This is a genomic window from Citricoccus muralis, assembly GCF_029637705.1.
Lineage (GTDB): Bacteria > Actinomycetota > Actinomycetes > Actinomycetales > Micrococcaceae > CmP2.
The window spans coordinates 2,993,419-3,014,755 of record NZ_CP121252.1 but is presented as its reverse complement, the minus strand read 5'-3'; the positions used below and the strand labels follow the sequence as shown (position 1 = coordinate 3,014,755).

Here is a 21,337-nt window from a genome sequence, read left to right as displayed (position 1 = left end):
GCCGCCGAGGAGCCCCGCACGATGACTGAGACCCCTGAGAACACCACGCCGCCCCACCGCCGCACTTCCGTGGTCGGCAATCTGGTGCGCGGTGCGCTCATCGGCGCCGTCGAGACCGTGCCCGGCGTCTCCGGTGGCACGGTGGCCCTGGTGGTGGGGATTTACCACCAGATCATCGACTCCGCCTCGGCCGTGATTTCGGCGTTCAGGAAGCTGGTGACCGGTCCCGACCGCAAAGCCGGGTTCACCGCTGAGCTGGCCCGTGTGCATTGGCGCGTGGTGCTACCCGTAGCGATCGGAATGCTGCTGGCGGTGTTCACCGTGGCCGGGCCGATGGCCGACGCGATGGAAAACCACCCGGTGACCATGCGCGGGCTGTTCTTCGGCATGGTGCTGGCCTCAGTGGCCGTACCCGCCCGCATGATGCTCGAGGACCTGACGTTCCGCCGGGTGCAGCACGAAATTCTGGGGAAAGACTCCACCCACATCCGGTTGCGCCCCTGGCATCTTGCCCTCGGGGTGGTTGCCGCGGTCGGAATTTTCTTCCTGGTTTCGCTGCCGCCCACCGACGTCGATCCCAGCCCGCTGGTGCTGATTCCGGCCGCCGCCGTCGCCATATCCGCGCTGGTGCTTCCCGGGCTCTCGGGATCGTTCCTGCTGCTGACCTTCGGGCTGTACGAGCCCACGCTGCGCGCCGTGGATGAGCGTGACTTCGGTTATTTGGGCATCTTCTTCGTGGGCGCGGTGCTAGGGATGATCGTGGTGGTCAAGGTGCTGAAATGGCTGCTGGAGCACTATCACACGCTCACCCTGGCGGTACTGACCGGGGTGATGATCGGCGGGCTGCGCACCCTCTGGCCCTGGCAGGATGAGGCGCGGAACCTGTTCCTGCCCGACACCTCCGGCGAGGCGTGGAGCGTGGCCGGGCTCGCACTGCTCGGCTTCGCTGTCGTGATCGCCCTGGTGATCATTGACGCGCGCATGGTGCGACGGCAGCGGGCCGAACAGTTGGCCCAGCTGCGCCGCACCCAGCGCGGCCTGAGTTCCTGATCAGAAGGTGACGATCGGCTTGATCGTCTCACCCGACTTCGAATCTTCGAAAGCCTGGTTGATCTGATCCAGCGGGTAGGTCTTGATCAGCTTCTCGATCGGGAATTGTCCGTTGCGCCACAGGTGCACCAGCCGCGGAATGAAGTCCTGCGGCACGGCGTCACCCTCGATGATGGTGCGGAACGACCACCCCTTCAGCAGTGAGGCACCCACCTCGAAGGTGGCCTCATCGCCCAGTGCCGGTGCGCCGACCAGTCCGACGCGACCCTTAATGCCCACCGCATCGGCCGCTTGGCGGGTCACCGCGGTGATCCCGGTGGTGTCCAGGGCAACGTTGACGCCCTGCTCGGCGGTGATCTCGGCCAGGCGCGCGGTGAGATCTTCGGAACCGGAGTTGATGGTGTGGGTGGCGCCGTACTCGCGGGCGCGCTCCAGGCGGGAATCCACCAGGTCGATGGCAATGATGGTGGTGGCACCCACGGCGGCAGCCGCCATGATGGCGGCGGAGCCCACGGCACCGGTGCCGAAGATCGCCACGGACTCACCGGCCCCCACGGACAGCGAGTTGATGATGGAACCCGCGCCGGTCATCAGCCCGCAGCCCAGAGGGCCAAGCAGCTCGAGCGGGGCGTCGTCGTCGACCTTCACCACGGAGCGAGCGGAGACGTTGGCGTGGCTGGCGAAGGAAGACTGACCGAAGAAGTGGGACGAAACGGCGGTTTCGCCATCGGAGAGGGCGGTGGTGCCATCGGGGCGGGTGCCGGAGAAGTTGTAGTCGTAGAAGTGCTGGCAGTAGGCGGGCATGCCGCCGAGGCACTGCTGGCAGGAGCCGCAGGAGTTGAACCCCAGCACTACTTTGTCCCCGGGGGCTACGGTGGTGACGCCCTCGCCGACCTTCTCGACGACGCCGGCGCCCTCGTGGCCGAGTACGGCGGGCAGGGGAGTGGGGTAGACCTGGTCGCGCACGATGGCGTCGGTGTGGCAGATGCCGGTGGCGGTGAGTTTGACCTGCACTTCCCCGGCGCGGGGGTCATCCAGCTCCAGGGTGGTGATCTCGAAGGGTTCTCCGGTGCCCCGGGTGATGGCGGCGGTGATCTGCATAGTATTCCTCTTTCCGTTGCGGTGACCGCCCTTGCGTGGGCGATCAGGATTCGAGGTGTGCCCGAACGGGCAACGCCATCTCCACCGTACTCCTCCTTTTACAGGTGATCAAAATTTGAAAAAAGTGCGACGGCGAGTGTCCGTGGGTGGCCAGCAGGCGCGCTCAGCGCATGTGGCGGGCGGCCAGGTGGACTGCCTCGGTGAGGCGGTCCAAGGCGGGGGTGCCGGAGGTCCAGCGTTGCCAGTGCAGGGTGACTCGGGAGGGGTTCAGCGCGGTGATCAGCTCCAGATCAGGGTGGGTGCCTTCGGTAACGCTGGGTGGGATCTGATCGGTGAGCAGCATGCCCCAGCCCAGGCCGGCCTCGACGGCGCGCAGATACGCCTCGGAGGATGGCACCAGGTGGCGCGGCGGGTCGAGCCGCGGTACTCCGATCGTGCGGGCGTGCTCGGATAACCGGGATCGTTGTAAGCCGTCGCGGGTTCCGAAGTCGATCACTGGGAGGTGTCCGAAGTCGGGGCTGCCGTCGCCGTCGCGAAACTGATTCAGCAGGGCGGTGGCCGCCGCTGGGTAGTAGTCCATGGTACCCAGGCGGGTGACGGTGCAGCCGCTTACCGGAGTCGGATGTTCGGTGATCGCGGCAACCACAGCCCCGGATCGCAGCAGGTCGTGGGTGTGCTCCTGATCCTCCATGTGTAGCTGCAGCACGGCGTCGTCCCAGGTGGCGGCCTGGCGTAGCACCTCGACGAACCAAGTAGCTAGTGAATCCGCGTTGACCGCCACCGGCAGCACGGTTCGCCCACCGGTGCCCCGGCCCAGGGCGCGTCGGGTGTCGTCTTCCAAGGCGATGACCTGACGGGCTAGGCGCAGCATCTTTTCCCCGGCCGGGGTGGCGGTGACCGGGATGGTGCGAGCCAGCAGCACCTGCCCGGCGTCGCGCTCGAGCGCCTTGATGCGCTGGGAGAAGGCGGAGCCGGAGATGCCGAGCAGGGCGGAGGCGGCGTCGAAGGTGCCCTCATCCACAGCGGCAGCCAGCGCACGCAGGTGATCCGTGTTCATGAAGTAAAGCTTAATACCCTGAAGAATCTTGCGCTGGTGCGGATGCGCATCCGTTCGTAGCGTGGAGCCATGACCTTCCTCGTGACCGGATTCTTCACTGCTCTCGCCCTCGTCGTCGCCATCGGGGCGCAGTCGGCGTATGTGCTGCGTCAGTCCATCCGGCGAGACCGGGTGGCGCTGATTGTGACGATCTGTCTGGTCTCGGACGTGATCCTCATCTTCGCCGGCACCGCCGGGGTGGGCGTGATTTCGGAGCAAGCGCCGTGGCTGCTCATGGTGCTGAAGTGGGCCGGGGTGGCCTACCTGATCGGCTTCGCCGCCATGTCATTCCGCTCCGCCTGGCGTCCGAGGGCCGCCGGGCTCTCAGCGGACGACACCCCGGCGCCGGCGCCGTCGACGAATACCGGCTCCGAAGCAGCGCCTCGCGACGGCGGCGGCACTGCGGTGCTCACCCAGCCGACCACCCAGCAGATGACCGTGGTGGTGGGCCGCAGTACCCCGCGGAAAACCTCGCTGCGCAACGTTGTGCTGGCTGCGCTGTCGGTCTCGCTGCTGAATCCGCACGCCATTCTCGACACCGTGGTGCTGCTGGGGACCGTGGCCAACTCCTTCGGTGACCAGCGCTGGATGTTCGCCGTCGGCGCGGTGCTAGCCTCGTCGCTGTGGCTCGGCGTGCTGACCGTGGGCGGGCGCGCGCTCTCGCCGGTGCTCGATACCCCGCGTACTTGGCGGATCATCGATTTCTCGGTGGGCTGCATCATGCTCGCCATCGTCACCACGCTGATCCTGCATTGATCCCGGTACAGTGACTGCCATGAGCGCAGTCCCCGGAACGATCACCGTCTCCGCTGTCGTGGTGCGTCGTAACGACGGCGCGGTGGCCCTGGTGCGCAAACGCGGCACCGACTCCTTCATGTTCCCCGGTGGCAAGCCCGAACCCGGCGAGAGCCCGTGCGAGACGGCGGTCCGCGAGCTGCTCGAGGAAACCGGCATCCGTGTGGCCCCGGAGCACCTGCAGTACCAGGGGAGTCGTCTGACCAGCGCAGCGAACGAGCCCGGCTGGGACCTGCACGCCGAGATGTTCGTACTTCCCGCCCCCGCTTGGGCCGGACAGGAGTTGCGGGTGCGCGCTGAAATCGAGGAACAGACATGGGTGATCCCGGGAACGAAAACCGCTCCCGGGATCACTCTCGCCCCGCTGTCTCGCGAGGTACTCAGCGCGTCTGAATGAGCTCACGCGACCTGTCAGTGGTCGTGGTCGTGCTCTTCTTCGTCACCGTGATCATGGTCCCCGCTACCTGACGCCTTGTGCTTCGGGGCCTCGGCGCTGCCCGTCACCACGGCCATCTCCACCGGGGTCACGTCCAGGTCGATGCGCTGCTCCACCTCGGCGGAGTCCAGGTCGATGATGACCAGCTGCTGGTTCTCGGCGTCGGTCACGTACGCCTTGCCGTCGGCAGCCTTGAGAATCGGTCCGGGCTGCTGCCAGTCCTCCTTCTCTTCCCATGCCTCGATCGCGTCGATCCGCTCGGTGACCTCGCCGGTTTCCTCGTCGATCACGTTGAGCTGGCCGTTGTACGTCAGCACCATGGCCTCGCCGTCATCGCCTCGTGCCAGCGAGCGGAACCAATAGGAGGAACCAAGATCCACGGTCTCCACCGAATCCTCGAGGCTGTTGATCAGTGCCACCTCGGTGGGCCGCTCCTGCTCGGCATCTGGGTCGACCTTCCAATCGCCCAGCACGATGGACGACTCTTCGGAGCCGGCCAGGTTTCCGGAGCGCTGGTACTCGGGCTCGACGTCGACCTTGTGGAAGTCCCCGTCACGGAAGACCACCGGACCGTTCTCGCAGCCGAACACGACGACGTCGCTCGGTTCTGCTGACTCCTCAGCGGCCGCTGCCGCCTCGCCATGCACGCCGGGGCAGTCGGTGGTCTCGGCAAGCACCTCGGTGGAGCCGTCCTCGGCCACCTCCATGTGCTGCACCGTGGAACGCGACTCTTCCGTGCCCTGCGTGGTGAGCATGGTGCCGTCGGTCAGCTCGATGGCCACGCCATGGTGCGGGTTGTCGGCCCCGGTCTGATCCACACTCGGCTCGCCGTAGGCCAAATCGGCCGAGGTGAAGGTGGTGATCTCGCCGGTGCCGTCGGCGAACAGGGTGGTGCGGCCATTGTGCAGCACCACGTGCCCCGCGTAGTCGGCGTCAAATGTCGCGCCGGTGAGCCCCGGGTTGGACTCGTAGTAGTGGAAGTGGTCCCCGTGCGGCTGTGCCTGAACGCCGGCGTTGTAGACGCGGAACTCGTTGCCCGCGGTGACTATCACGTGCTGGCCATCGCCGGCATTGTTCAGCCGGAAGAACCCTGGCTCCTCCACGGTGTCTAGGGTTTCTCCGGATTCCCCATCGAGGGTGACCAGTCCCTCTTCGTGGCTGATCACCACGCGCGGGGCAATGGAAGCGACCTCGCGCGGTTCGGCGCGAATGACTTCGGCGTCGCCTGCGGTGTCAGCGGAGGCGGTGGTGTCGTCTTCGGCCGCTGGGCTGCCGGGGGAGCAGGCCGAGAGGAATAAGAGGGAGGACAATGCCGCGGCGGACCACGCCAGTCGAGACGGGTGAGATGGGTGAGATGGACGGGATGAGTGAGTCTTGTTGAGATTCATTCTCGCAATCTATCTTTAACTGAGAATCAGTTGCAATAACTCTCGCGAAGATGACGTCCCGGGCGTAGCATGGGGGTCATGCGCATCGCCGTCCTGGGAGCGACCGGAACCCTCGGTTCATTGATCGTCCGCGAGCTGGAGTACCGCGCTCACGAGGCGGTGCCGATCCACCGGGGCATGGGGGTCGATGTCACGGATGATCGCGACCGGCTCATTGATGCGTTCACCGACTGTGACGTAGTGATCGACACGCTGAACATGACGACCCTGAACGCGGCCCGAGCCCGCGAGTTCTTCACGACGGCGGCCGTGGAAGTCATGGCTGCCGTGCAGGCCGCCCAGGTGCCGCACGTGGTGGTGGTCTCGATTGCTGAGGCCGACCGACCTGCAGTGGGGCGTGGCTACCCGTACTACGCGGCGAAAGCGGCCCAGGAGCGCGCATATCGTGGGCACAGCCGTGGGCGCACCGCACTCACCGTGATCCGTTCTACCCAGTGGTTCGAACTGGTCCCGGTGATGGTGTCCATGGCGGCGGCCGGCCCGGTGGTGGCGCTGCCGGTGATGAAAATGGCACCGGTGTCGGTCTCGAGTGTGGCCCGGATTCTGGTGGACCGGCTCGAAGACGCCGAGCGCTGGCCGGGCCACCCGCCGCGCACGGTGACCGTGCACGGCCCCCAGGAGCTCACCGCCCTGCGCGTGGCAGAAGCCATGCAAGCCGCGGATCGGCTGCCGGGCGCGGAGAACCAGAAGCTGATCGAGATCCCCTACCTGGGGCCGACCATCGCCTCCGGTGGACTCATCCCGCAGCAAGGCATCATCGATAGCGTCACCTTGCGTGAATGGCTGGACACCGCCGACACTGCCGTCGACGCCGCTGAGTCCTGACGTTGCTCGCGGTTCAGCGGAACGCAGGCACGCCCGTGAGCTGGTGACCCAAGATCAGGGTGTGCACCTCGTCGGTGCCCTCGTAGGTGCGCACCGATTCCAGGTTGTTCGCGTGCCGTAGCGGTGAATAGTCGGTGGTGATGCCATTGCCGCCGAAGATCGTGCGCGCCTCGCGGCAGATCTCGATTGCCGCCCGACAGTTCGCGAGCTTCGCCACCGAGATCATGTGGTTCTCCAGGGTGCCGGCGTCCTTGGCGCGACCCAGCTGCAGTGCCAACAATTGACCCTTGTTCAGTTCCACGGTCATATCGGCCAGCTTCTTCTGGGTCAGCTGGTATCCCGACAGCGGCTTGTCGAACTGCAGGCGCTGTCCCGCATAGTCGATCGCGGCTTCAACGGAGTCGCGGGCCGCACCCATCGCGCCCCAGGCGATGCCGTAGCGGGCCTCGTTGAGGCAGCCGAACGGGCCGCGCAGCCCGGGGTTCTCGGTGAGGAGAGACTCCGGGCCGAGCTCGACGTCGGTGAGTTCGATGTCGCACTGCAGGGAGGCGCGCATCGACAGCTTCTGGGTGATCGGGGTAGCGGTGAATCCGGTGGAATCCGTGGGCACGATGAACCCGCGCACCGTTTCGGTCACACCCTCCTTGACAGTGGACTCATCCAACGCGCCCGCGGCGCGCGCGTCGTCGTGAGAGACCTGGGCCCAGATGATCGCCACCTGAGCGATGGACGCCAGGCCGATCCAGCGCTTGGCGCCGGAGAGCACCCAGGCGCCGTCGCGCCACACCGCGCGTGTCGCCATGGTGGAAGGATCCGAGCCTGCGGTGGGCTCGGTGAGGCCGAAGCAGCCGATCACCTCGCCGGCGGCCATCCGCGGCAGCCAGGTCTGCTTTTGCTCCTCGGAGCCATTTTTGTAGATAGCGGACATGGCCAGCGAGCCCTGTACCGATACGACGGTGCGCAGTCCCGAATCACCGGCTTCCATCTCCTGCATGGCGATGCCGTACTCGGTGGCAGATTTTCCGGCGCAGCCGTACCCCTGAAGGTGCATGCCGAAGAGCCCGAGCTCGGCCATCTCGGGCAGCAACTCGGTGGGCAGTACCGCCTCATCGAACCAGGTGCCGATGTTCGGACGGACCCGGCGGTCCACGAAATCGGCCACCGCGTCGCGGACCTCCAGCTCGGAGGTGGAGAGCTGACCCTCGATGTTCATGAGATCGGTGACGTGCTTCGGCATGATGCTCCTCAGGTGAGTGCGACAGTGGGTGACTAGTGCCACTCAAGCACCGATGCGGGGTGGATTCAACGGATCTCGGTGCAGCCGTGACTCCTATATGGAGAACGACAACAATTGTTTCGCGTCTGTCATCAATAGGGGCAGAGCCTGTTGAAATCAGTTGGCCGTGGCGGGGTAGAGCCGGTGAGCGGCCTGCAAGATCCGGGGATGCGCCGGGTTCTTGTTGGTCTTCCGCCAGATCAGGCGCAGCTCCAATGAGGTGTGCCCGCCAGCGACTTTCACAAAGGAGACGCCGTCGGTAGTGGCATTGTCGCGCACAGAATCCAAGGTGAGCGCGTTTCCCATGCCAGCGGCCACCAGGACCAACAGAGTCCACGAGTCCGGCGCAGTCTGCACGACTCTGGGCGAGAAGCCGGCGGCCATGGCTAAAGAATTGAGTCGATTCTGTAGCGCGGCGCCGAGCCCGGAAGGCAGGGTCACCCAAGGGTCGTTCGTTAGGTCTTTCATGCGGACCTCGTGCTCATTGGCTAACCGGTGACCAGAGGGGACAACGACGAGGGCTTCCTCCACCGTCAGTACATGTGAATCAACCTCGGCGGGGACGAAATCCCAGCGGCCGATAGCGAGATCCAATGATCCATCGAGCACACGTTGAAGACCGGTGTGCGAGAACTGCGCGGAATGAAAATCAAGACTGACGCCGTGGTGGTTCTTGCGCACTTCCCGAGCCAGCGCGCCGACGATCCTCTGCGTTGAAGCGCCTGCGAAACCGATATCGACCTGACCCATCTCACCCGTCACCGTATTTTGCACGACACGACGCGCGTTTTCTGCGGCTCGAATCAGTGTCTGTGCGGGTTTCACTAGAGCCTCCCCTGCTGCCGTCAGGGTGACGGAGCGGGTGGTCCGTTCGAAGAGTGAAGCGCCGAGCTCCTTCTCCAATTGCTTGATCAAACGGCTCAACGGCGGCTGGGCAATACGCAGGCGCTCGGCGGCCCGTCCGAAGTGAAGTTCCTCGGCGAGCGTGAGGAAGGCTTCCGCCTGATGAACTTCCATAGTGCCTCCGAGTTCCCGCCAGATTGATGCTCCCGAGTCATATAAGAAGCCCGATTTTGGTATTGGACAAGCAATAATCACCATGATTGCATCGCAGTGACATCCGACACAAACTTTGATGGGATGACATTCAATGCAGATTCCTCGTCCTGATACTTCAGGCAATAGTGAGATGGCGTCCGCCGGACCCCTGTCCGGCGTGGTTGTCGCCGACTTCAGCCGCGTTCTCGCCGGTCCGTACTGCACCATGTTGCTCGCAGATCTCGGCGCCACGGTGATCAAGGTCGAGTCCCCGGGTGGTGATGACACCCGGGGATGGATTCCTCCGCAGCGTGATGGCGTGAGTACCTACTATCTGTCGGTGAACCGAAATAAGCAGTCCATCGTGCTTGACTTGAAAAATCAGGACGACCTGAACATGGCTCATCAGATCATCGATCGTGCTGACGTGTTCGTGGAGAATTTCAAACCAGGTGGTCTCCAGCAGTTTGGCCTCGACGCAGAGTCAGTGGCCGAACGCTGGCCTCACCTCATCCACGCGTCCATTACCGGATTCGGCACCCACGGCGGGGCATCCATGCCCGGCTATGACCTGCTGGCCCAAGCCGTTTCCGGAATGATGCATGTCACCGGTAGCGCGGATGGGCCTCCGCAGCGCGCCGGAGTCGCGATTTTTGACGTCGTGGCCGGACTTCATGCTGCCGTGGGGATCCTTGCGTCACTGATCGATCGGGGCGGCACCGCGAAGGGCCAGCACGTAAGCCTGAATCTGTTGTCTTCGGCGCTGTCGAGCCTGGTCAACCAGTCCGAAGGAGCGGTGGCCGCGGGCAACTCCCCGGTGCGTATGGGCAATGAGCACCCCAGCCTGTTCCCGTACGGTCCCTTCCGAACCCGCGACCGCGATATCGTCATCTGCTGCGGCAACGACGCTCAATTCCGCCGTCTTGTCGAGTGTTTGCGGCGCAGTGATCTCGCCGATGATCCACGCTTCACCACGATGGAACAGCGTAACGCCCAGCGTGCTGACCTGCGGGCCGCCCTGGAGACTGCACTGGATGCCGCCACCGCAGAGGAATGGTTCGAGCGCCTTCAGCGGGCGGGGGTTCCGTGTTCACCCATCCTGACGGTCCAAGAAGGCGTCCGGTTCGCTGAGGATCTCGGCCTGGAGCCCGTGGTCGACGCGGGCGCCGGAGTTGACACTGTTCCCACCGTGCGCAACCCGATCGGGATGAGCCGCACCCCGCCCCGCTACGACAAGGCTCCACCCGCATTGGGAGCTGACGCCGCCGAAGTTGAAGCATGGATTCTGCGCACCCCGCCGCGTGCTGACCGCCGGGCGTGATATCACTGGCACCAGGGTTTTCATCCGCGCCGCCCGAGACTGAAAAGGGGACCTCACTCATGCCAATGACTGCGAGCACCGCGCCCGCGAATGCTTTCACCTGTGACCTGGAGGTGCGCTGGTCAGATCAGGATCTCAACGGCCACGTCAACAACGCCCGCGTGCTCACCCTGGCCGAGGAGGCCCGGGTGCGAGCCGACACGGCGTGGTCGGGCACGGGCAGTGCTGGAGTCGGCGGCCGCGTGGTGCGCAATCTTGAGGTGGAATTCGCTCGCGCCCTGCACTATGGGCGCCCGGTTCGGGCAACCGTCTGGGTGGGGCGCATTGGCCGTACGTCGTACACCATCTGCCACGAGTTGTCTCAACAGGGACAGCTCTGCGTGTATGCCGAATGTGTGATGGTGAACCTCGACGCCGAGACCGGCCGCCCGGCCGAGCTGGATGCCGACGCCAGGCAGGTGCTTACTCGCCAGCAGGCGAGCTGATGTTGACCTGCCAGTTCACACCGAACCGGTCGGTGAACGCGCCGTAGGTGTCGCCCCACATCTGCTTTTCCAGGGGCATCTGGACGGTTCCGCCCGCGGAGAGCTTCTCGAAGGCGGAGCGCAGCGTCTCCTCGTCGTCGCCCATCAAGGAGAGGGTCACATTGTTGCCCACCACGAAACCGTCCGGGGTCATTCCCTCGATGTAGTCGGACACGTAGAGCCGAATGAGATCGGAGACCTCGAGGGAGCCGTGCATGATCAGATCCATGCCCGGGTGTCCCTCGGGCAGGGCGCCGAACTCGCCGAAGGTGGCGTAAGTGGGAGTGCCGCCGAGGGCTTCGCCGTAGAAATCGAACGCCTCGCGGGCGTTGCCGTTGAAGTTGAGATACGGGTGCAGTGCTGCGGGCATGACGAGCTCCTGAAAGTCGATCCGGGATGGGGCTTTTACTGTCCGTCGGTGGCGTGGGTCACGTCAAGGGTGGCAGGGCGGCACAGCGCACGTGGTGTCGATGATCCGTTGACCTGCATCAGAGAGCGGTTTAGCGTCGTGACGGACAAAGGAGGAATCCATGTCCGATCACACTCCACCCGCACCTCGCCCCGAGAACCTGAACAAGGGAGCCTCCCGCAGCTGGCTCGGCCCCGGGTTGTTGATCAGCGCTTCGTTTATTGGTCCCGGGACCATCACTACCGCCACCGTGACCGGCGCCGACTACGGTTTCGCCCTGACCTGGGCGGTGGTGTTCTCCATTATCGCCACCATCATCCTGCAGGAGATGTCCGCCCGGCTGGGCGTGATGACGGGCAAAGGCCTCGGCGAGATCATGCGCGAGACGTTCGACCACCCGGTCGCTAAGTCCCTGATGATCATCCTCATCGTGGCGGCGATCGGTGTGGGCGGATCCAGCTACGCCGGCGGTGACACCACCGGAACGTCGCTGGCGATCGAAAGCGTGCTGCCGCTGCCATTCCCGGCGATTGCACTGATCGTGGGCGCGATCCTGCTGTTCCTGCTGCTCTCCGGCTCATACAAGATCGTGGAGCGGGTGATGACGGTGCTGGTGATCGCGATGGCCGTCGCCTTCATCCTGACCGTCGTGGTGGTGCAACCGGACTTCGGCGCCATGTTCCGCGGCATTTTTGTGCCGACGATTCCCGCGGGTGCACTGCTGACCACGATTGCGCTGATCGGCACCACAGTGGTGCCCTACAACGTGTTCCTCCACGCCTCGCTGGTGCAAGAAAAGTGGGGCGCGGACCCGGACCGGGAGAAGTCGCTACGCAGGGCGAAAGTCGACAACACGGTGTCGATCTCGATCGGCGGGCTAATCACCCTGGCCGTGCTGGCCACCTCCGCGGGCACGCTGTTTGTCCATGGCGTCTCGGCAGAATCCGCCGCCGACATGGCGGTGCAGTTGGAGCCGCTCCTGGGCCCGGCCGCGGACTGGGTGTTCGGGATCGGGCTGTTCTCGGCGGGGCTGACGAGTGCGCTCGCGGGTCCCCTGGGCGCCGCCTACGCGATTTCGGGCATCCTGGGTTGGAGTACCGACATGAAGTCCAAGCGGTTCCGCGCCATTGCCGTCGCCGTGGTACTGATCGGTGTGGTCATCGCCGTCACCGGGGTGAACCCCATTCAGGTGATCATCGTGGCGCAGGCGGCCAATGGTCTGTTGCTACCGATCGTCACCGGGTTCCTGCTCTACACCATGAATAAAGCCAAGTCGCTGGGCTCGCACCGCAACGGGGTGGTGGCCAACGTGCTGGGCGGGATCGTCATGGTGGTGGTCACCGGGCTGGCGATCTACCAGCTGGCGACCCTGGTCTGAGCGGTCTGCGCCCGTCACGCAAACGGAGGCACCCGGCCTGAGCAGCTCAGTCCGGGTGCCATCACAGTGTTGGAATTAGCGCTCGTGGGTGTGAGCGATGTAGACGTCGCACGGGGCATCGGCGGCCACCGAGCGGGCGATGCTGCCCAAAATGCGGGAGGCACCCTGCACGCGCTTGTTGCCCACCACGATCACCTCGGCCGAGTGCTCCTGGGCTTCGCGCACCAACACCGAACTGGGGCTACCCTCCGCGGCGCGAGCAACGAAGGCGACATCGCCGAATTTCTTGGCGAGTTGGGCGACGACAGCGTCGGCAGTCTCCTGGGCCTCTTGCTCACGCACTTCGGTGGCGCGCTTGACGGCGGTGACGATGGCGGAGGGGTTGCGCTCGTTCATGTTGGCGCGCACGGTGCGCGTCAGGTCCACGCTGAATGCGGAGATCACGTGCAACTCCGTGTGCAGAGCCTGGGCCAGGGAGGCTGCCTTCTCAGCAGCTCGGAGGGCGGTTTCGCTACGGTCAACGCCTGTGAGAATAATGCCGGTCATGGTCGTCCTTCGGTCGCATGAATCAAGGGTTCACGACGAGGTGGATCGTCCTCATCGAGCCTACTACAGGGCGGGAGGACAACGGCGGGGTCGCCGAGCTGGGATGCGCGGCGACCCCGTCGTCGTCTTTCTCTTCAGTAGTTTGGCTGCCCGCCTACTCGACGGCGAGTCCTTCGACCGGTTGTAGTTTCACCGCACGCCGGGCCGGAGCCACCGAGGCCAGCAGGCCGGCGAGCACGGCGACGGCGAGGATGGCCAGCAGGTTCAGCCACGGCACGGAGACCGGGACCAGTTGGGTGAGCCCGGAGTCCACGCGAAGCTCGCCGAACACGGTCTGCGCGCCGAACCAGCCGTAGACCACACCGAGCACGGAGCCGATCAGCGCGGCCACTCCGGAGACCAGCACGGCCTCCATAGCGAGCATGCCGCGCAGTCCCTGCTTGGTCAGCCCCAGCGCCCGCATCAGCGAGTTCTCGCGGGTCCGCTCGATCGTGGACAGTGACAGCGTGTTGGCCACGCCGATCAGCGCGATGAGCACCGAGACCGCCAGCAGCGCTGTGACGATCAGCAGCATCATGTCGATGATCTGGGTGTAGAGGATGCGCTCGGCCACCGGACCGGAGATGCTCTCCGGAGTGATGTCCGCGGCCTGGCCGATGTCAGCGATCAGCTCGTTGAGCGAGTCCATATTCAGGTCATCGCTCACGTTGATCCACAGCAGTGAAATCCCGGCCTCGATACCGTCCTGGGGATTCAGCCCCAGTTGCTCGGCCGTCTCCAGGGAGACTAGCGCGTCCAGGGAGGAGGCTTCGGTGCCGTGGGTGGTTACCTCGGTTTCGGCCCCCGACGCACCGGGGACCGTGACGGTGTCGCCGAGGTTCTCAGCAACCCAGCTCGGAGCGACCAGGGTGCCGGTCTCACGCAGCGCCTCACGGTCGGCGGCGGGCAGTGAGGCGGCGAAGGTGTCGGCGTCGTTGGGATCGATGGCGAACACCGAGATACCGTCCTCCAGGGTGGCGACCTGGGGCAGGGCCAGGGCGCCTTCGACATGCTCCACTGCCGCGACCTGCTCCGCAATCTGCTCGGCGTCGTCGAAACCGGAAACATTCTCCGGGTTGAGCTGGGCGTAGAGGTCCACCGGGTAGTTCGCGCCCAGCACGGAGTCTGCCTGATCCTGGGCGATCTTGCCGCCGGTGAGCATCATCGCGACCAGCGTGGTGCCGACCAGCAGCGCAGTGGCTGTGGCGGTGGTCCGGGAGCGGTTGCGCACCGAGTTCAGCTGGGCCATGCGGCCCGGTACACCCGTGGCGCGGACCAGTCCGCCCACCGAGTACACCGCACCCGGAACGAAGAGCACCGCCAGCATCAGCAGACCGATGAAGGACAGGGCGCCACCGCCAACGGCGATGAGCAACTCGCCCTGGGCCGCACCCAGCACCAGCAGTCCAACGCCGGCCAGGGTGAGCAGCCCGCCCACCACCAGGCGGAAGATGCCGGCGCGGGAGCCGACGGTGGCGTCGTCCACGGGGCGCATGGCGGCCAGCGGGGACACCCGGGTGGCGCGGGCTGCGGGGACGAGTGAGGCGATCACGGTCATCACGATGCCGATGAGGATCACGATGCTCAGGGACACTGGGTCCATGGCGAAGGTAATCGCGGCCATGCCCTCGAAGCTGCGACCGATGGCGACCAGCCCGGCCACCAGGCCGGAAGCCAGGGCCACACCGAGCACGGACCCGACGAGCCCCACGAGCAGGGCTTCGGTGAGCACCGCGCCGCGCACTTGGGCGCGGGTGGCACCGAGCACGCGCTGCAGGGCCAGCTGGCGGGTGCGCTGGGCAACCAGCACGGAGAAGGTGTTGGAGATGACCAGCATGGTGACGATCAGGGCGATGATGGCGAAGCCGGCCAGAATGTAGACGAACACGTTGGAGCCGGCCAGGTCGCCGACTTGTGCCTGGGCGGCGGCATCCGGGGTGTCTACGGTGGCGTTCACGCCGGCCCGGTCGAGTCGGTCCTGCACCGCGGCGGCCACGGTGGCCGGGCTGGCCCCGTCGGCGACGTCGATCAGCACGTAGTCCGCGGTGGTGCTGTACTCCGTGGGCGCTTCCTCACCGGGGAACGGCTGCAGATTGAGCGAAGAGAACAGGTCGGTGCCCGAGTACAGCTGGGCGGCGCCGATCGAGAAAGGGTTGGAGGATCGCTCGGTGATGCCCACAATGGTCACCGCCAGCCCCTGGGAGGACTCCTCGCCGGTGTCTTCGGCGAAGGCTGGCAACTGCAGGGTGGTCTGGTCGCCGACGCTGAGTTTCAGGCGTTCGGCGGTGGCGGCGTCGACCGTGATCTCGTCATTCGAATCGACGGCGGGGTACTCACCCTCGGCCAGGGACTCAGGGATCATGGCGGAATTCTGCGGCACCGGGGTGACCATCGCGAAGTCGGAGGTCGAGGTGTAGGTGCCTTCCTGGCCGGAGTCCACGATGTTCTGCGGCAGGGTCAGCCCGGCGCCGGCAGCCACGGAGGGGTGGGCCTCGGCGACGCCGTCGACATCCTGAAGTGCGCCGAGATCGCTGGCGGGATCACCGTTCTCGTCGGTCACCGTCTCGCTGGTGGCGGGCGGGCCGGCGAGACGGCCGAGTGCGTTACTGACGTCGAAATCGTTCTGGGATGGGACGACCACCAGGTCGGCTCGGGAATAGGTGGAGCCGAGCGATTCGCGCAGGGTGGCGTTCGAGGAGGAGCCGACCAGCATGGCCGAGGCCAGGAAGGTCACCCCGATGAGGATGGCGAGCAGCACCGACACATAGCGGCGCGGCGTAGCGCGGAGTTGGGAGAGGGCTAGTTTCAACATGTCAGGCCACTCCCAGCTGGGACAGGGCGTTCAGCACGGTCTGGGGGGTGGGGTCGAGCAGCTCGCCGTGCAGCGCGCCGTCGTCGAGCAGCACCACCCGGTCGGCGTAGGAGGCGGCGTTGGGGTCGTGGGTGACCATGATGATGGTTTGACCCATTTCGCGGGCCGAGCGGCGCAACAGGGAGAGCACTTCAGCGCCGGTGGCGGAGTCGAGGGCGCCGGTGGGCTCATCGGCGAAGACCACATCCGGGCGGGTGAGCAGGGCACGGGCCACCGCCACACGCTGCTGCTGGCCGCCGGAAAGCTGGTGGGGTTTGTGGCTGAGGCGGTCGCCCAGTCCGAGGATCCCGACGATCTCCTTCAGCCAGGCCTCGTCCGGGCGGGTGCCGGCCAGCTCGAGAGGCAGCACGATGTTCTGGTGGGCGGTCAGGGTGGGTACGAGGTTGAAGGATTGGAAGATGAAGCCGATGCGCTGCCGGCGCAGCTTGGTGAGCTGGTTGTCGCTCATTCCGGTGATGGTCTGGTTGCCGACGACGATCTCGCCGGAATCGACCGTGTCGAGCCCGGCGAGGGTGTGCATCAGGGTGGACTTGCCGGATCCAGATGGTCCCATGATGGCGGTGAACGCGCCGACGGCGAAGTCGATGGAGACGTTCTTCAGCGCATGGACTTCGGTGTCGCCGGTGCCGTAGGTCTTGATGAGGTTCCGCGCAGAGACGGCGGATGCGGTGGGTGCGGGGGCAGTCGTTGGATTCATGGTTCCATCGTGTCGCGTCGGCACCACTGCGCACATCGTCCTGAAGGTGGGTTTCCAGGGTTCCTTCAGGTGGACGAACCACTCTCAGGGTCCTCCCAGAGGATGACCCTCGGTACAGCTGACGGTGCTGTGCTGCCTACATGCCAGCGAAGTCCGCGGAGAAGACGACGCCGGCCTCGGCGGCGGCAACAGCGATCTGCACTCGATTCGACAACCCCCGTCTGCGACATGGCTCGGGCGAGGCAGAATTTCACCGTGCCTTCACTCATGTGGATGCGGCGCGCGATCTTGGCATTGGTCATCCCGAGGGCTACCAAGCGTGCGACTTCAAGGTCTTGGGGCCGCAGCTTCTTGAAGGCCTGGGCGGCTTCCCCTTGTGCGTTGGTACGTGGAGGTGTTCGAGGCGTCCGTTGATTGCTTCGGTGGGGCCGTTGCTGGTGCCGGGGTGATCGAAGAACGCGAGGATGCCCGCAGCGGGTTTCTTATGGTTGCCAGGCCTCTGGCGATCGGGACGTCAGCGCTTCGGCCGATCTCGGAGAAGCGACACCTGACGGAGTACGCTTGACCGCGGGACTATGCTGATCGGACGACGGTTACGTCGTCCCCCTGGAAGATCCATCGGATTCTTATCGCGGAGTTTAAAGGAGCAGCAGCGTGTCAGTGTTTATGGCGGTGCTGCCTATTCTGATCACGCTGGGCCTGTTGCCGCTGCCGCGCATCTCGGCGGCCATCCCGCCACTGCTGGGCACCATCAGTGCCGCGCTGATCGCCGTCTTCTATTTCCACGCCCCGCGCGGCGACCTGGTGGAGGCCTGGAACGGCTCCTTCTGGACACTGGTGAAAGTGCTGGCCATCATTGGCGGCGGTGTGCTGCTCTCCAGGGTGATGGACCGAACCGGCGCGCAGCGCAAGCTGGCCGGATGGTTGGCTGCGGGTGGGCCAACCGTGGCTTCGGCGCTGTTGATGGCGCACGGGGTCGTGCCGTTCCTCGAGACAGTCACGGGGTTCGGTGTCTCCGTGCTCATCGGGTTGCCCCTGCTGTTGTCGTTCGGGTTCTCGCCCTACCGGGCGGCCCTGCTCACCCTGGTGGGTCTGATGATCGGGCCCTGGGGATCCATGGGGCCGGGCACGCTGCTCGGTGCCAGTATCGCCGGGGTATCTATGAACGACCTGGGCCTGGCGTCGGGCGTGTTCAACGTGATTGCCTTCGTGGCTTCCGGAGTTGCCGCGGCGGTGATCGCGGGCCACGCCGCCCACGACGCTACCTCAACGAAAGCCACCTGGAAGGAATTCCTGGGATGGTGCGCCACCGGGCTCGGCTCCGGGATTCTGCTGTGGGCGCTGGTGTTGACGGCGAACTTCCTGCTCGGTGCCGCGGTGGCAGGCGCAACGGCGACCCTGCTGGTGGCCGTGATCTGGTTGGTGATCATCCGCCGCGGGCGGCTCACCCCGGGGCCGGGTCGATCCCTCATTCCATACGTGGCGCTGCTGTTGGGCACGATCGCCGGGCAGATGCTCTACCGCAACCTCGAGCTGGGCGTGTTCGGCGAGATCATCTCCTCTCCGGCCCTGTGGTCGACCCTCGCCGCGCTGTCTTCGCTCACGTTCCTGCCGATCGAGCGCCGAGACCTGCGGCGGCTGCCGCGCGAGGCCGGGCTGATGTGGTGGCAGGTGTCCATCCCCACCGCGCTGTACGTTTTGCTCGGCGTGATCGTGGCCGGCGGCGGACTGGCTGCGGTGCTGGCGGAATCCCTGGCCGTGCTGGGGCACATCTACCTGTTCCTGATGCCGTTCGTGGCCGGGCTCTCCGGGTACATCACCGCCTCTGGCACCGGTGCGAACGCCATGATGGGCGCAACCCAGGTGGCGGCGGGCGCCGAGCTGGGGGTAAGCCCGCTGTGGTCGATGGCGATGCAGAACTCGGCGGCGAACTGGGCCATTATTGCGAGCCCGGCTCGCCTGGAGCTGGCGTATCGGCTGGCCTCCCCGTACCAGCGCCCGGACACCCCCGGCCCCGAGGTATCCCGCGGACGACTGCTCTCGCGGCTCATCCCGCTGGTACTGGTCTCGATGGTGATCTACGGATTGGTGATGGTGCTGGCGTTCTGAGCACCGCCCTCGAGCTGCTCAATGTGTATGCCGTGCGCCGGATTCTTGAGGTGGAGGCCACCCGCGTGGGCGTGAGCCACATCCGCAACCAGGAACTGGAGTCGGTGGGCCACGAAATACGGCGCATGGAGGCCGCACTGAACCGCGACGTCGAGAGGGCCGTGGCTGCCACCGAAGCCTCCCTCGACGCCGCGATCGAACGCATCCGCTCCGCCTTCGCACAGGAGTGAGCCGCGTCCGGGTGGGTCAGCGTGGGAACGGGAAGGCGGCGTAGCGGGATTCGAGCTGGGCGGCGCGGGAGGCCGAGACGGTGCCGAACGGTTCGTGGACGAAGCGGCGCACCCCGGAGGCGGCGGAAGGACCACGCTTCCAGAAGCCGATCACCTGGGCTCCGGCCACGGCGGCGGAGCGGAACACCCCGTTGTTACCGGGCACCAGGGCCTCGTGGTGGGCTTCCGGGACGATGTACATTCGGTCGGGGTAGCCCAGGATCACCTCGTCGAAGGCGGGCAGCAACAGGGGTGCGTCCACGCGGCGTCCGACGGTGGCGACCTCCTCGGGTAGGCCAGCCCGCCAGTACTGGGGCTCGTCGTCGCGGTGGGCAGAAGCAGCGGAGGTGGGCCCGGCATTGGTCCAGGTGCCGATCTCCACATCGTCGTGCTCGGCCAACATCTGCTCGGCGGCCGGGCGGAGCAGGCGCAGGGGCAGCTTGGTCCACCAGGCGGCGTCGCGCAGGGTGAGCGGTCCGCGGGTGAGCACGTAACGGTGCAACAGCTCGGCGGTGGCGGCGACCTCGTCGTCGTTGAACCGGGAGGCCAAGTCGGAACCGGCGGGAAGCCACTGGGCGCCGAGCATGACGTCGTGGTCGCGGTGGCCGTCGGTGGACAGGGTGCCGTAGATGGCGTGGCCCGTGGAGATGAAGTGCACCAGCAGGTGGTAGCCGCGCCCGCCGTCGGTGGCGATGCCCGCGGCGTTCCAGGCGGCGAGGACCTGGGAGCGGGGCACCCCCGGGGTCGGCGCCTCGGTGATGGTGCGTTCCAGCACCTCGGCGGCGGTGGCCACGTGGTGGTTCTCGAGGCCGAGCTGGCCGCGGCGGTTGATGGCGGCGCGCACCGGGGCGGCGTTGCAGAGCTGGGAGATCCAGAGCGCGTCCTCGGCGGCCAGGGCGAACACGGTGCCGCGCATGGGGTAGGCTCGCACGATCTCGCCCCGGTTGAACGCGTCGACGACGGTCTGGGCGGAGGTGCCAGCGCGCAGGGCGATCGAGGAGAGCACCCCGGGCAGGTCCTGGCCCTGCAGGGCGGCGAAGGCGCGGGCGACCTCGTGCGGAGTGGGATTGCGCGACGTCGAACCGGGAGTCGTGCCGGATCCGATCCCGGCACCCGCAACGATGCCCTGGGCGACCAGCCGAGCCCGGGCCAGAGGGCGGTTCGTCACGGCCGCATTTCCTTGAGCATCAGCCCGACGATCGCCGCCGCGATGAGCACGATGCCGATCACCAGCAGCACCAGGTTGAGCTCGTGCGTGAGGAAATTCAGGCCGAGCGCGGTGGCAAGGACGAGCCCGCCGACGACGAGCAGGATCACGAGCCCCAGCGTGGCCGGGGAAGGACGACGGGTGGGGTGGGTCATGCGTTCATCGTCTCACGGAGCGGCCACGCCGGTGCGGTAGGCAGTGACGACGGCTTGCACCCGGTCGCGGGCGCCGAGCTTATGCAGCACCCGGCCGACATGGGTCTTCACCGTGGTTTCGGAGACGAACAGTTGCGCGGCGATCTCCTGGTTGGACAATCCGGCGCTCATCAGCACCAGCACCTCGTTTTCGCGCGGAGTGAGGCTACCGACGGCGGCCAACCGGGCGTCATCCTCCGGGGTGGTGGGGGTGGCCGGCTGCAGGCTCGGCGCTAGATGGTCCAGCAACCGCCGGGTGGTGGAGGGGGCGATGACGGCGTCGCCGCGGTGCACGGCCCGGATCCCGGCGAGCAGCTCTTCCGGCGGGGCATCTTTGAGCAGGAACCCGGAGGCCCCGGCGTCAATGGCATCGAGGGCGTACTCGTCGAGATCGAACGTGGTGAGCACGACGACGCGCGGGGTGTGCCCGTCCTCGGCGCTGGCCGAACCATTGCCGCCGAGCAGTGCCCGAGTGGCGGCGATGCCGTCCAGCACGGGCATGCGGATGTCCATCAGCACGATGTCTGCCCCACGCACCTCGGGAGAGTCGAGCGCGGCCTGCCCGTTGTCGGACTGGGCCACCACCTCGAGATCGGGCTGGGAGCTGATCAGCATCGCCATGCCGGAGCGAATCAGGTGCTGGTCGTCCACCAGGGCGATGCGGATGCTCGGGGATGCGGTCATGTGCGGTCCTCAGTTCTCACGGT

General features: G+C 66.2%; 22 protein-coding genes. 9 read left to right on the top strand and 13 right to left on the bottom strand.

The features are described 5' to 3' along the window. Nucleotides 1-21 precede the first annotated feature (21 nt). Nucleotides 22-1,050, top strand: a complete 1,029-nt coding sequence (locus tag P8192_RS13865; RefSeq protein WP_278157586.1) for a DUF368 domain-containing protein — start codon at nt 22-24, stop codon at nt 1,048-1,050. Here P8192_RS13865 and P8192_RS13860 read toward each other — a convergent pair whose 3' ends face one another. Together P8192_RS13860 and P8192_RS13855 are read right to left on the bottom strand one after the other, a co-directional pair. Further along, nucleotides 1,051-2,151 (bottom strand): NAD(P)-dependent alcohol dehydrogenase, encoded by a 1,101-nt coding sequence (locus tag P8192_RS13860; protein WP_278157585.1) that lies wholly within the window; start codon nt 2,149-2,151, stop codon nt 1,051-1,053. 163 nt (nt 2,152-2,314) lie between these two features. Next, nucleotides 2,315-3,208, bottom strand: a complete 894-nt coding sequence (locus P8192_RS13855; protein ID WP_278157583.1) for an ArgP/LysG family DNA-binding transcriptional regulator — start codon at nt 3,206-3,208, stop codon at nt 2,315-2,317. Nucleotides 3,209-3,277: 69 nt separating this feature from the next. Here P8192_RS13855 and P8192_RS13850 point away from each other — a divergent pair, with 69 nt between their 5' ends. Together P8192_RS13850 and P8192_RS13845 are read left to right on the top strand one after the other, a co-directional pair. After that, the gene (locus tag P8192_RS13850; protein WP_278157582.1) at nt 3,278-4,003 is read left to right on the top strand and encodes a LysE/ArgO family amino acid transporter; all 726 of its coding nucleotides are present in this window, start codon (nt 3,278-3,280) and stop codon (nt 4,001-4,003) included. Nucleotides 4,004-4,022: 19 nt separating this feature from the next. After that, a complete protein-coding gene (locus tag P8192_RS13845; protein ID WP_278157581.1) occupies nt 4,023-4,439 on the top strand; it encodes an NUDIX hydrolase in 417 nt (138 codons plus the stop codon). Between the two features lie 14 nt (nt 4,440-4,453). Here the strand turns inward: P8192_RS13845 and P8192_RS13840 are convergent, their stop codons facing one another. Further along, nucleotides 4,454-5,788, bottom strand: coding sequence for a hypothetical protein (locus P8192_RS13840; protein WP_278157580.1), 1,335 nt, complete (start codon nt 5,786-5,788; stop codon nt 4,454-4,456). Nucleotides 5,789-5,944: 156 nt separating this feature from the next. On the opposite strand from P8192_RS13840, the gene P8192_RS13835 reads away from it, so the two are divergent. Next, nucleotides 5,945-6,751 carry an SDR family oxidoreductase gene (locus P8192_RS13835; RefSeq protein ID WP_278157579.1) on the top strand — a complete coding sequence of 269 codons (807 nt, stop codon included), beginning with the start codon at nt 5,945-5,947 and terminating at the stop codon, nt 6,749-6,751. 13 nt (nt 6,752-6,764) lie between these two features. Here P8192_RS13835 and P8192_RS13830 read toward each other — a convergent pair whose 3' ends face one another. Then, nucleotides 6,765-7,988 carry an acyl-CoA dehydrogenase family protein gene (locus P8192_RS13830; protein WP_278157578.1) on the bottom strand — a complete coding sequence of 408 codons (1,224 nt, stop codon included), beginning with the start codon at nt 7,986-7,988 and terminating at the stop codon, nt 6,765-6,767. 156 nt (nt 7,989-8,144) lie between these two features. After that, the gene (locus P8192_RS13825; protein WP_278157577.1) at nt 8,145-9,044 is read right to left on the bottom strand and encodes a LysR substrate-binding domain-containing protein; all 900 of its coding nucleotides are present in this window, start codon (nt 9,042-9,044) and stop codon (nt 8,145-8,147) included. 172 nt (nt 9,045-9,216) lie between these two features. Between P8192_RS13825 and P8192_RS13820 the strand changes: the two genes are divergently transcribed. Together P8192_RS13820 and P8192_RS13815 are read left to right on the top strand one after the other, a co-directional pair. Then, the gene (locus P8192_RS13820) at nt 9,217-10,386 is read left to right on the top strand and encodes a CaiB/BaiF CoA transferase family protein (RefSeq protein WP_278157576.1); all 1,170 of its coding nucleotides are present in this window, start codon (nt 9,217-9,219) and stop codon (nt 10,384-10,386) included. 65 nt (nt 10,387-10,451) lie between these two features. Continuing rightward, the gene (locus tag P8192_RS13815) at nt 10,452-10,871 is read left to right on the top strand and encodes an acyl-CoA thioesterase (RefSeq protein WP_278157575.1); all 420 of its coding nucleotides are present in this window, start codon (nt 10,452-10,454) and stop codon (nt 10,869-10,871) included. Here P8192_RS13815 and P8192_RS13810 read toward each other — a convergent pair. Further along, nucleotides 10,849-11,280: a VOC family protein gene (locus P8192_RS13810; protein ID WP_278157574.1), complete on the bottom strand. Its 432-nt coding sequence runs from the start codon at nt 11,278-11,280 to the stop codon at nt 10,849-10,851. The genes P8192_RS13815 and P8192_RS13810 overlap by 23 nt on opposite strands. 160 nt (nt 11,281-11,440) lie before the next feature. Between P8192_RS13810 and P8192_RS13805 the strand changes: the two genes are divergently transcribed. Next, the gene (locus P8192_RS13805; protein WP_278157573.1) at nt 11,441-12,697 is read left to right on the top strand and encodes an Nramp family divalent metal transporter; all 1,257 of its coding nucleotides are present in this window, start codon (nt 11,441-11,443) and stop codon (nt 12,695-12,697) included. 75 nt (nt 12,698-12,772) lie between these two features. On the opposite strand, the gene P8192_RS13800 is transcribed toward P8192_RS13805, so the two are convergent. The 4 genes from P8192_RS13800 to P8192_RS14560 form a co-directional block, all read right to left on the bottom strand. After that, the gene (locus P8192_RS13800; protein WP_278157572.1) at nt 12,773-13,243 is read right to left on the bottom strand and encodes a universal stress protein; all 471 of its coding nucleotides are present in this window, start codon (nt 13,241-13,243) and stop codon (nt 12,773-12,775) included. 154 nt (nt 13,244-13,397) lie between these two features. Further along, the gene (locus tag P8192_RS13795; RefSeq protein ID WP_278157571.1) at nt 13,398-16,094 is read right to left on the bottom strand and encodes an ABC transporter permease; all 2,697 of its coding nucleotides are present in this window, start codon (nt 16,092-16,094) and stop codon (nt 13,398-13,400) included. A gap of 1 nt (nt 16,095) precedes the next feature. Beyond that, entirely contained in the window at nt 16,096-16,851 is a 756-nt protein-coding gene (locus P8192_RS13790) for an ABC transporter ATP-binding protein (protein ID WP_278157570.1), read from the bottom strand. Nucleotides 16,852-16,916: 65 nt separating this feature from the next. Further along, nucleotides 16,917-17,153, bottom strand: coding sequence for a hypothetical protein (locus P8192_RS14560; protein WP_431521121.1), 237 nt, complete (start codon nt 17,151-17,153; stop codon nt 16,917-16,919). Between the two features lie 352 nt (nt 17,154-17,505). On the opposite strand from P8192_RS14560, the gene P8192_RS13780 reads away from it, so the two are divergent. Beyond that, complete coding sequence (locus P8192_RS13780; RefSeq protein WP_278157569.1) at nt 17,506-18,960, top strand: L-lactate permease; 1,455 nt, start codon at nt 17,506-17,508, stop codon at nt 18,958-18,960. A 32-nt stretch (nt 18,961-18,992) separates the two neighbouring features. Further along, nucleotides 18,993-19,190 carry a hypothetical protein gene (locus P8192_RS13775; RefSeq protein WP_278157568.1) on the top strand — a complete coding sequence of 66 codons (198 nt, stop codon included), beginning with the start codon at nt 18,993-18,995 and terminating at the stop codon, nt 19,188-19,190. Between the two features lie 16 nt (nt 19,191-19,206). Here P8192_RS13775 and P8192_RS13770 read toward each other — a convergent pair whose 3' ends face one another. The 3 genes from P8192_RS13770 to P8192_RS13760 are packed head-to-tail and all read right to left on the bottom strand — an operon-like array spanning nt 19,207 to nt 21,314. Beyond that, on the bottom strand, nt 19,207-20,397 hold the full coding sequence (locus tag P8192_RS13770) for a winged helix DNA-binding domain-containing protein (RefSeq protein ID WP_278157567.1): 1,191 nt from the start codon (nt 20,395-20,397) through the stop codon (nt 19,207-19,209). Next, the gene (locus tag P8192_RS13765) at nt 20,394-20,591 is read right to left on the bottom strand and encodes a hypothetical protein (RefSeq protein WP_278157566.1); all 198 of its coding nucleotides are present in this window, start codon (nt 20,589-20,591) and stop codon (nt 20,394-20,396) included. The genes P8192_RS13770 and P8192_RS13765 overlap by 4 nt, the downstream gene beginning before the upstream one ends. A 12-nt stretch (nt 20,592-20,603) precedes the next feature. Further along, complete coding sequence (locus P8192_RS13760) at nt 20,604-21,314, bottom strand: LuxR C-terminal-related transcriptional regulator (RefSeq protein ID WP_278157565.1); 711 nt, start codon at nt 21,312-21,314, stop codon at nt 20,604-20,606. Between the last annotated feature and the right edge of the window lie 23 nt (nt 21,315-21,337).

Bases quoted from the DNA above. Each gene is read 5' to 3' on its own strand.
- P8192_RS13795 (WP_278157571.1), bottom strand. From the start codon at position 16,094: ATGTTGAAACTAGCCCTCTCCCAACTCCGCGCTACGCCGCGCCGCTAT.
- P8192_RS13765 (WP_278157566.1), bottom strand. From the start codon at position 20,591: ATGACCCACCCCACCCGTCGTCCTTCCCCGGCCACGCTGGGGCTCGTG.
- P8192_RS13805 (WP_278157573.1), top strand. From the start codon at position 11,441: ATGTCCGATCACACTCCACCCGCACCTCGCCCCGAGAACCTGAACAAG.
- P8192_RS13810 (WP_278157574.1), bottom strand. From the start codon at position 11,280: ATGCCCGCAGCACTGCACCCGTATCTCAACTTCAACGGCAACGCCCGC.
- P8192_RS13830 (WP_278157578.1), bottom strand. From the start codon at position 7,988: ATGCCGAAGCACGTCACCGATCTCATGAACATCGAGGGTCAGCTCTCC.
- P8192_RS13815 (WP_278157575.1), top strand. From the start codon at position 10,452: ATGACTGCGAGCACCGCGCCCGCGAATGCTTTCACCTGTGACCTGGAG.
- P8192_RS13850 (WP_278157582.1), top strand. From the start codon at position 3,278: ATGACCTTCCTCGTGACCGGATTCTTCACTGCTCTCGCCCTCGTCGTC.
- P8192_RS13820 (WP_278157576.1), top strand. From the start codon at position 9,217: ATGGCGTCCGCCGGACCCCTGTCCGGCGTGGTTGTCGCCGACTTCAGC.
- P8192_RS13860 (WP_278157585.1), bottom strand. From the start codon at position 2,151: ATGCAGATCACCGCCGCCATCACCCGGGGCACCGGAGAACCCTTCGAG.
- P8192_RS13760 (WP_278157565.1), bottom strand. From the start codon at position 21,314: ATGACCGCATCCCCGAGCATCCGCATCGCCCTGGTGGACGACCAGCAC.
- P8192_RS13825 (WP_278157577.1), bottom strand. From the start codon at position 9,044: ATGGAAGTTCATCAGGCGGAAGCCTTCCTCACGCTCGCCGAGGAACTT.
- P8192_RS13835 (WP_278157579.1), top strand. From the start codon at position 5,945: ATGCGCATCGCCGTCCTGGGAGCGACCGGAACCCTCGGTTCATTGATC.
- P8192_RS13790 (WP_278157570.1), bottom strand. From the start codon at position 16,851: ATGAATCCAACGACTGCCCCCGCACCCACCGCATCCGCCGTCTCTGCG.
- P8192_RS13845 (WP_278157581.1), top strand. From the start codon at position 4,023: ATGAGCGCAGTCCCCGGAACGATCACCGTCTCCGCTGTCGTGGTGCGT.
- P8192_RS14560 (WP_431521121.1), bottom strand. From the start codon at position 17,153: ATGACCAATGCCAAGATCGCGCGCCGCATCCACATGAGTGAAGGCACG.
- P8192_RS13865 (WP_278157586.1), top strand. From the start codon at position 22: ATGACTGAGACCCCTGAGAACACCACGCCGCCCCACCGCCGCACTTCC.
- P8192_RS13800 (WP_278157572.1), bottom strand. From the start codon at position 13,243: ATGACCGGCATTATTCTCACAGGCGTTGACCGTAGCGAAACCGCCCTC.
- P8192_RS13855 (WP_278157583.1), bottom strand. From the start codon at position 3,208: ATGAACACGGATCACCTGCGTGCGCTGGCTGCCGCTGTGGATGAGGGC.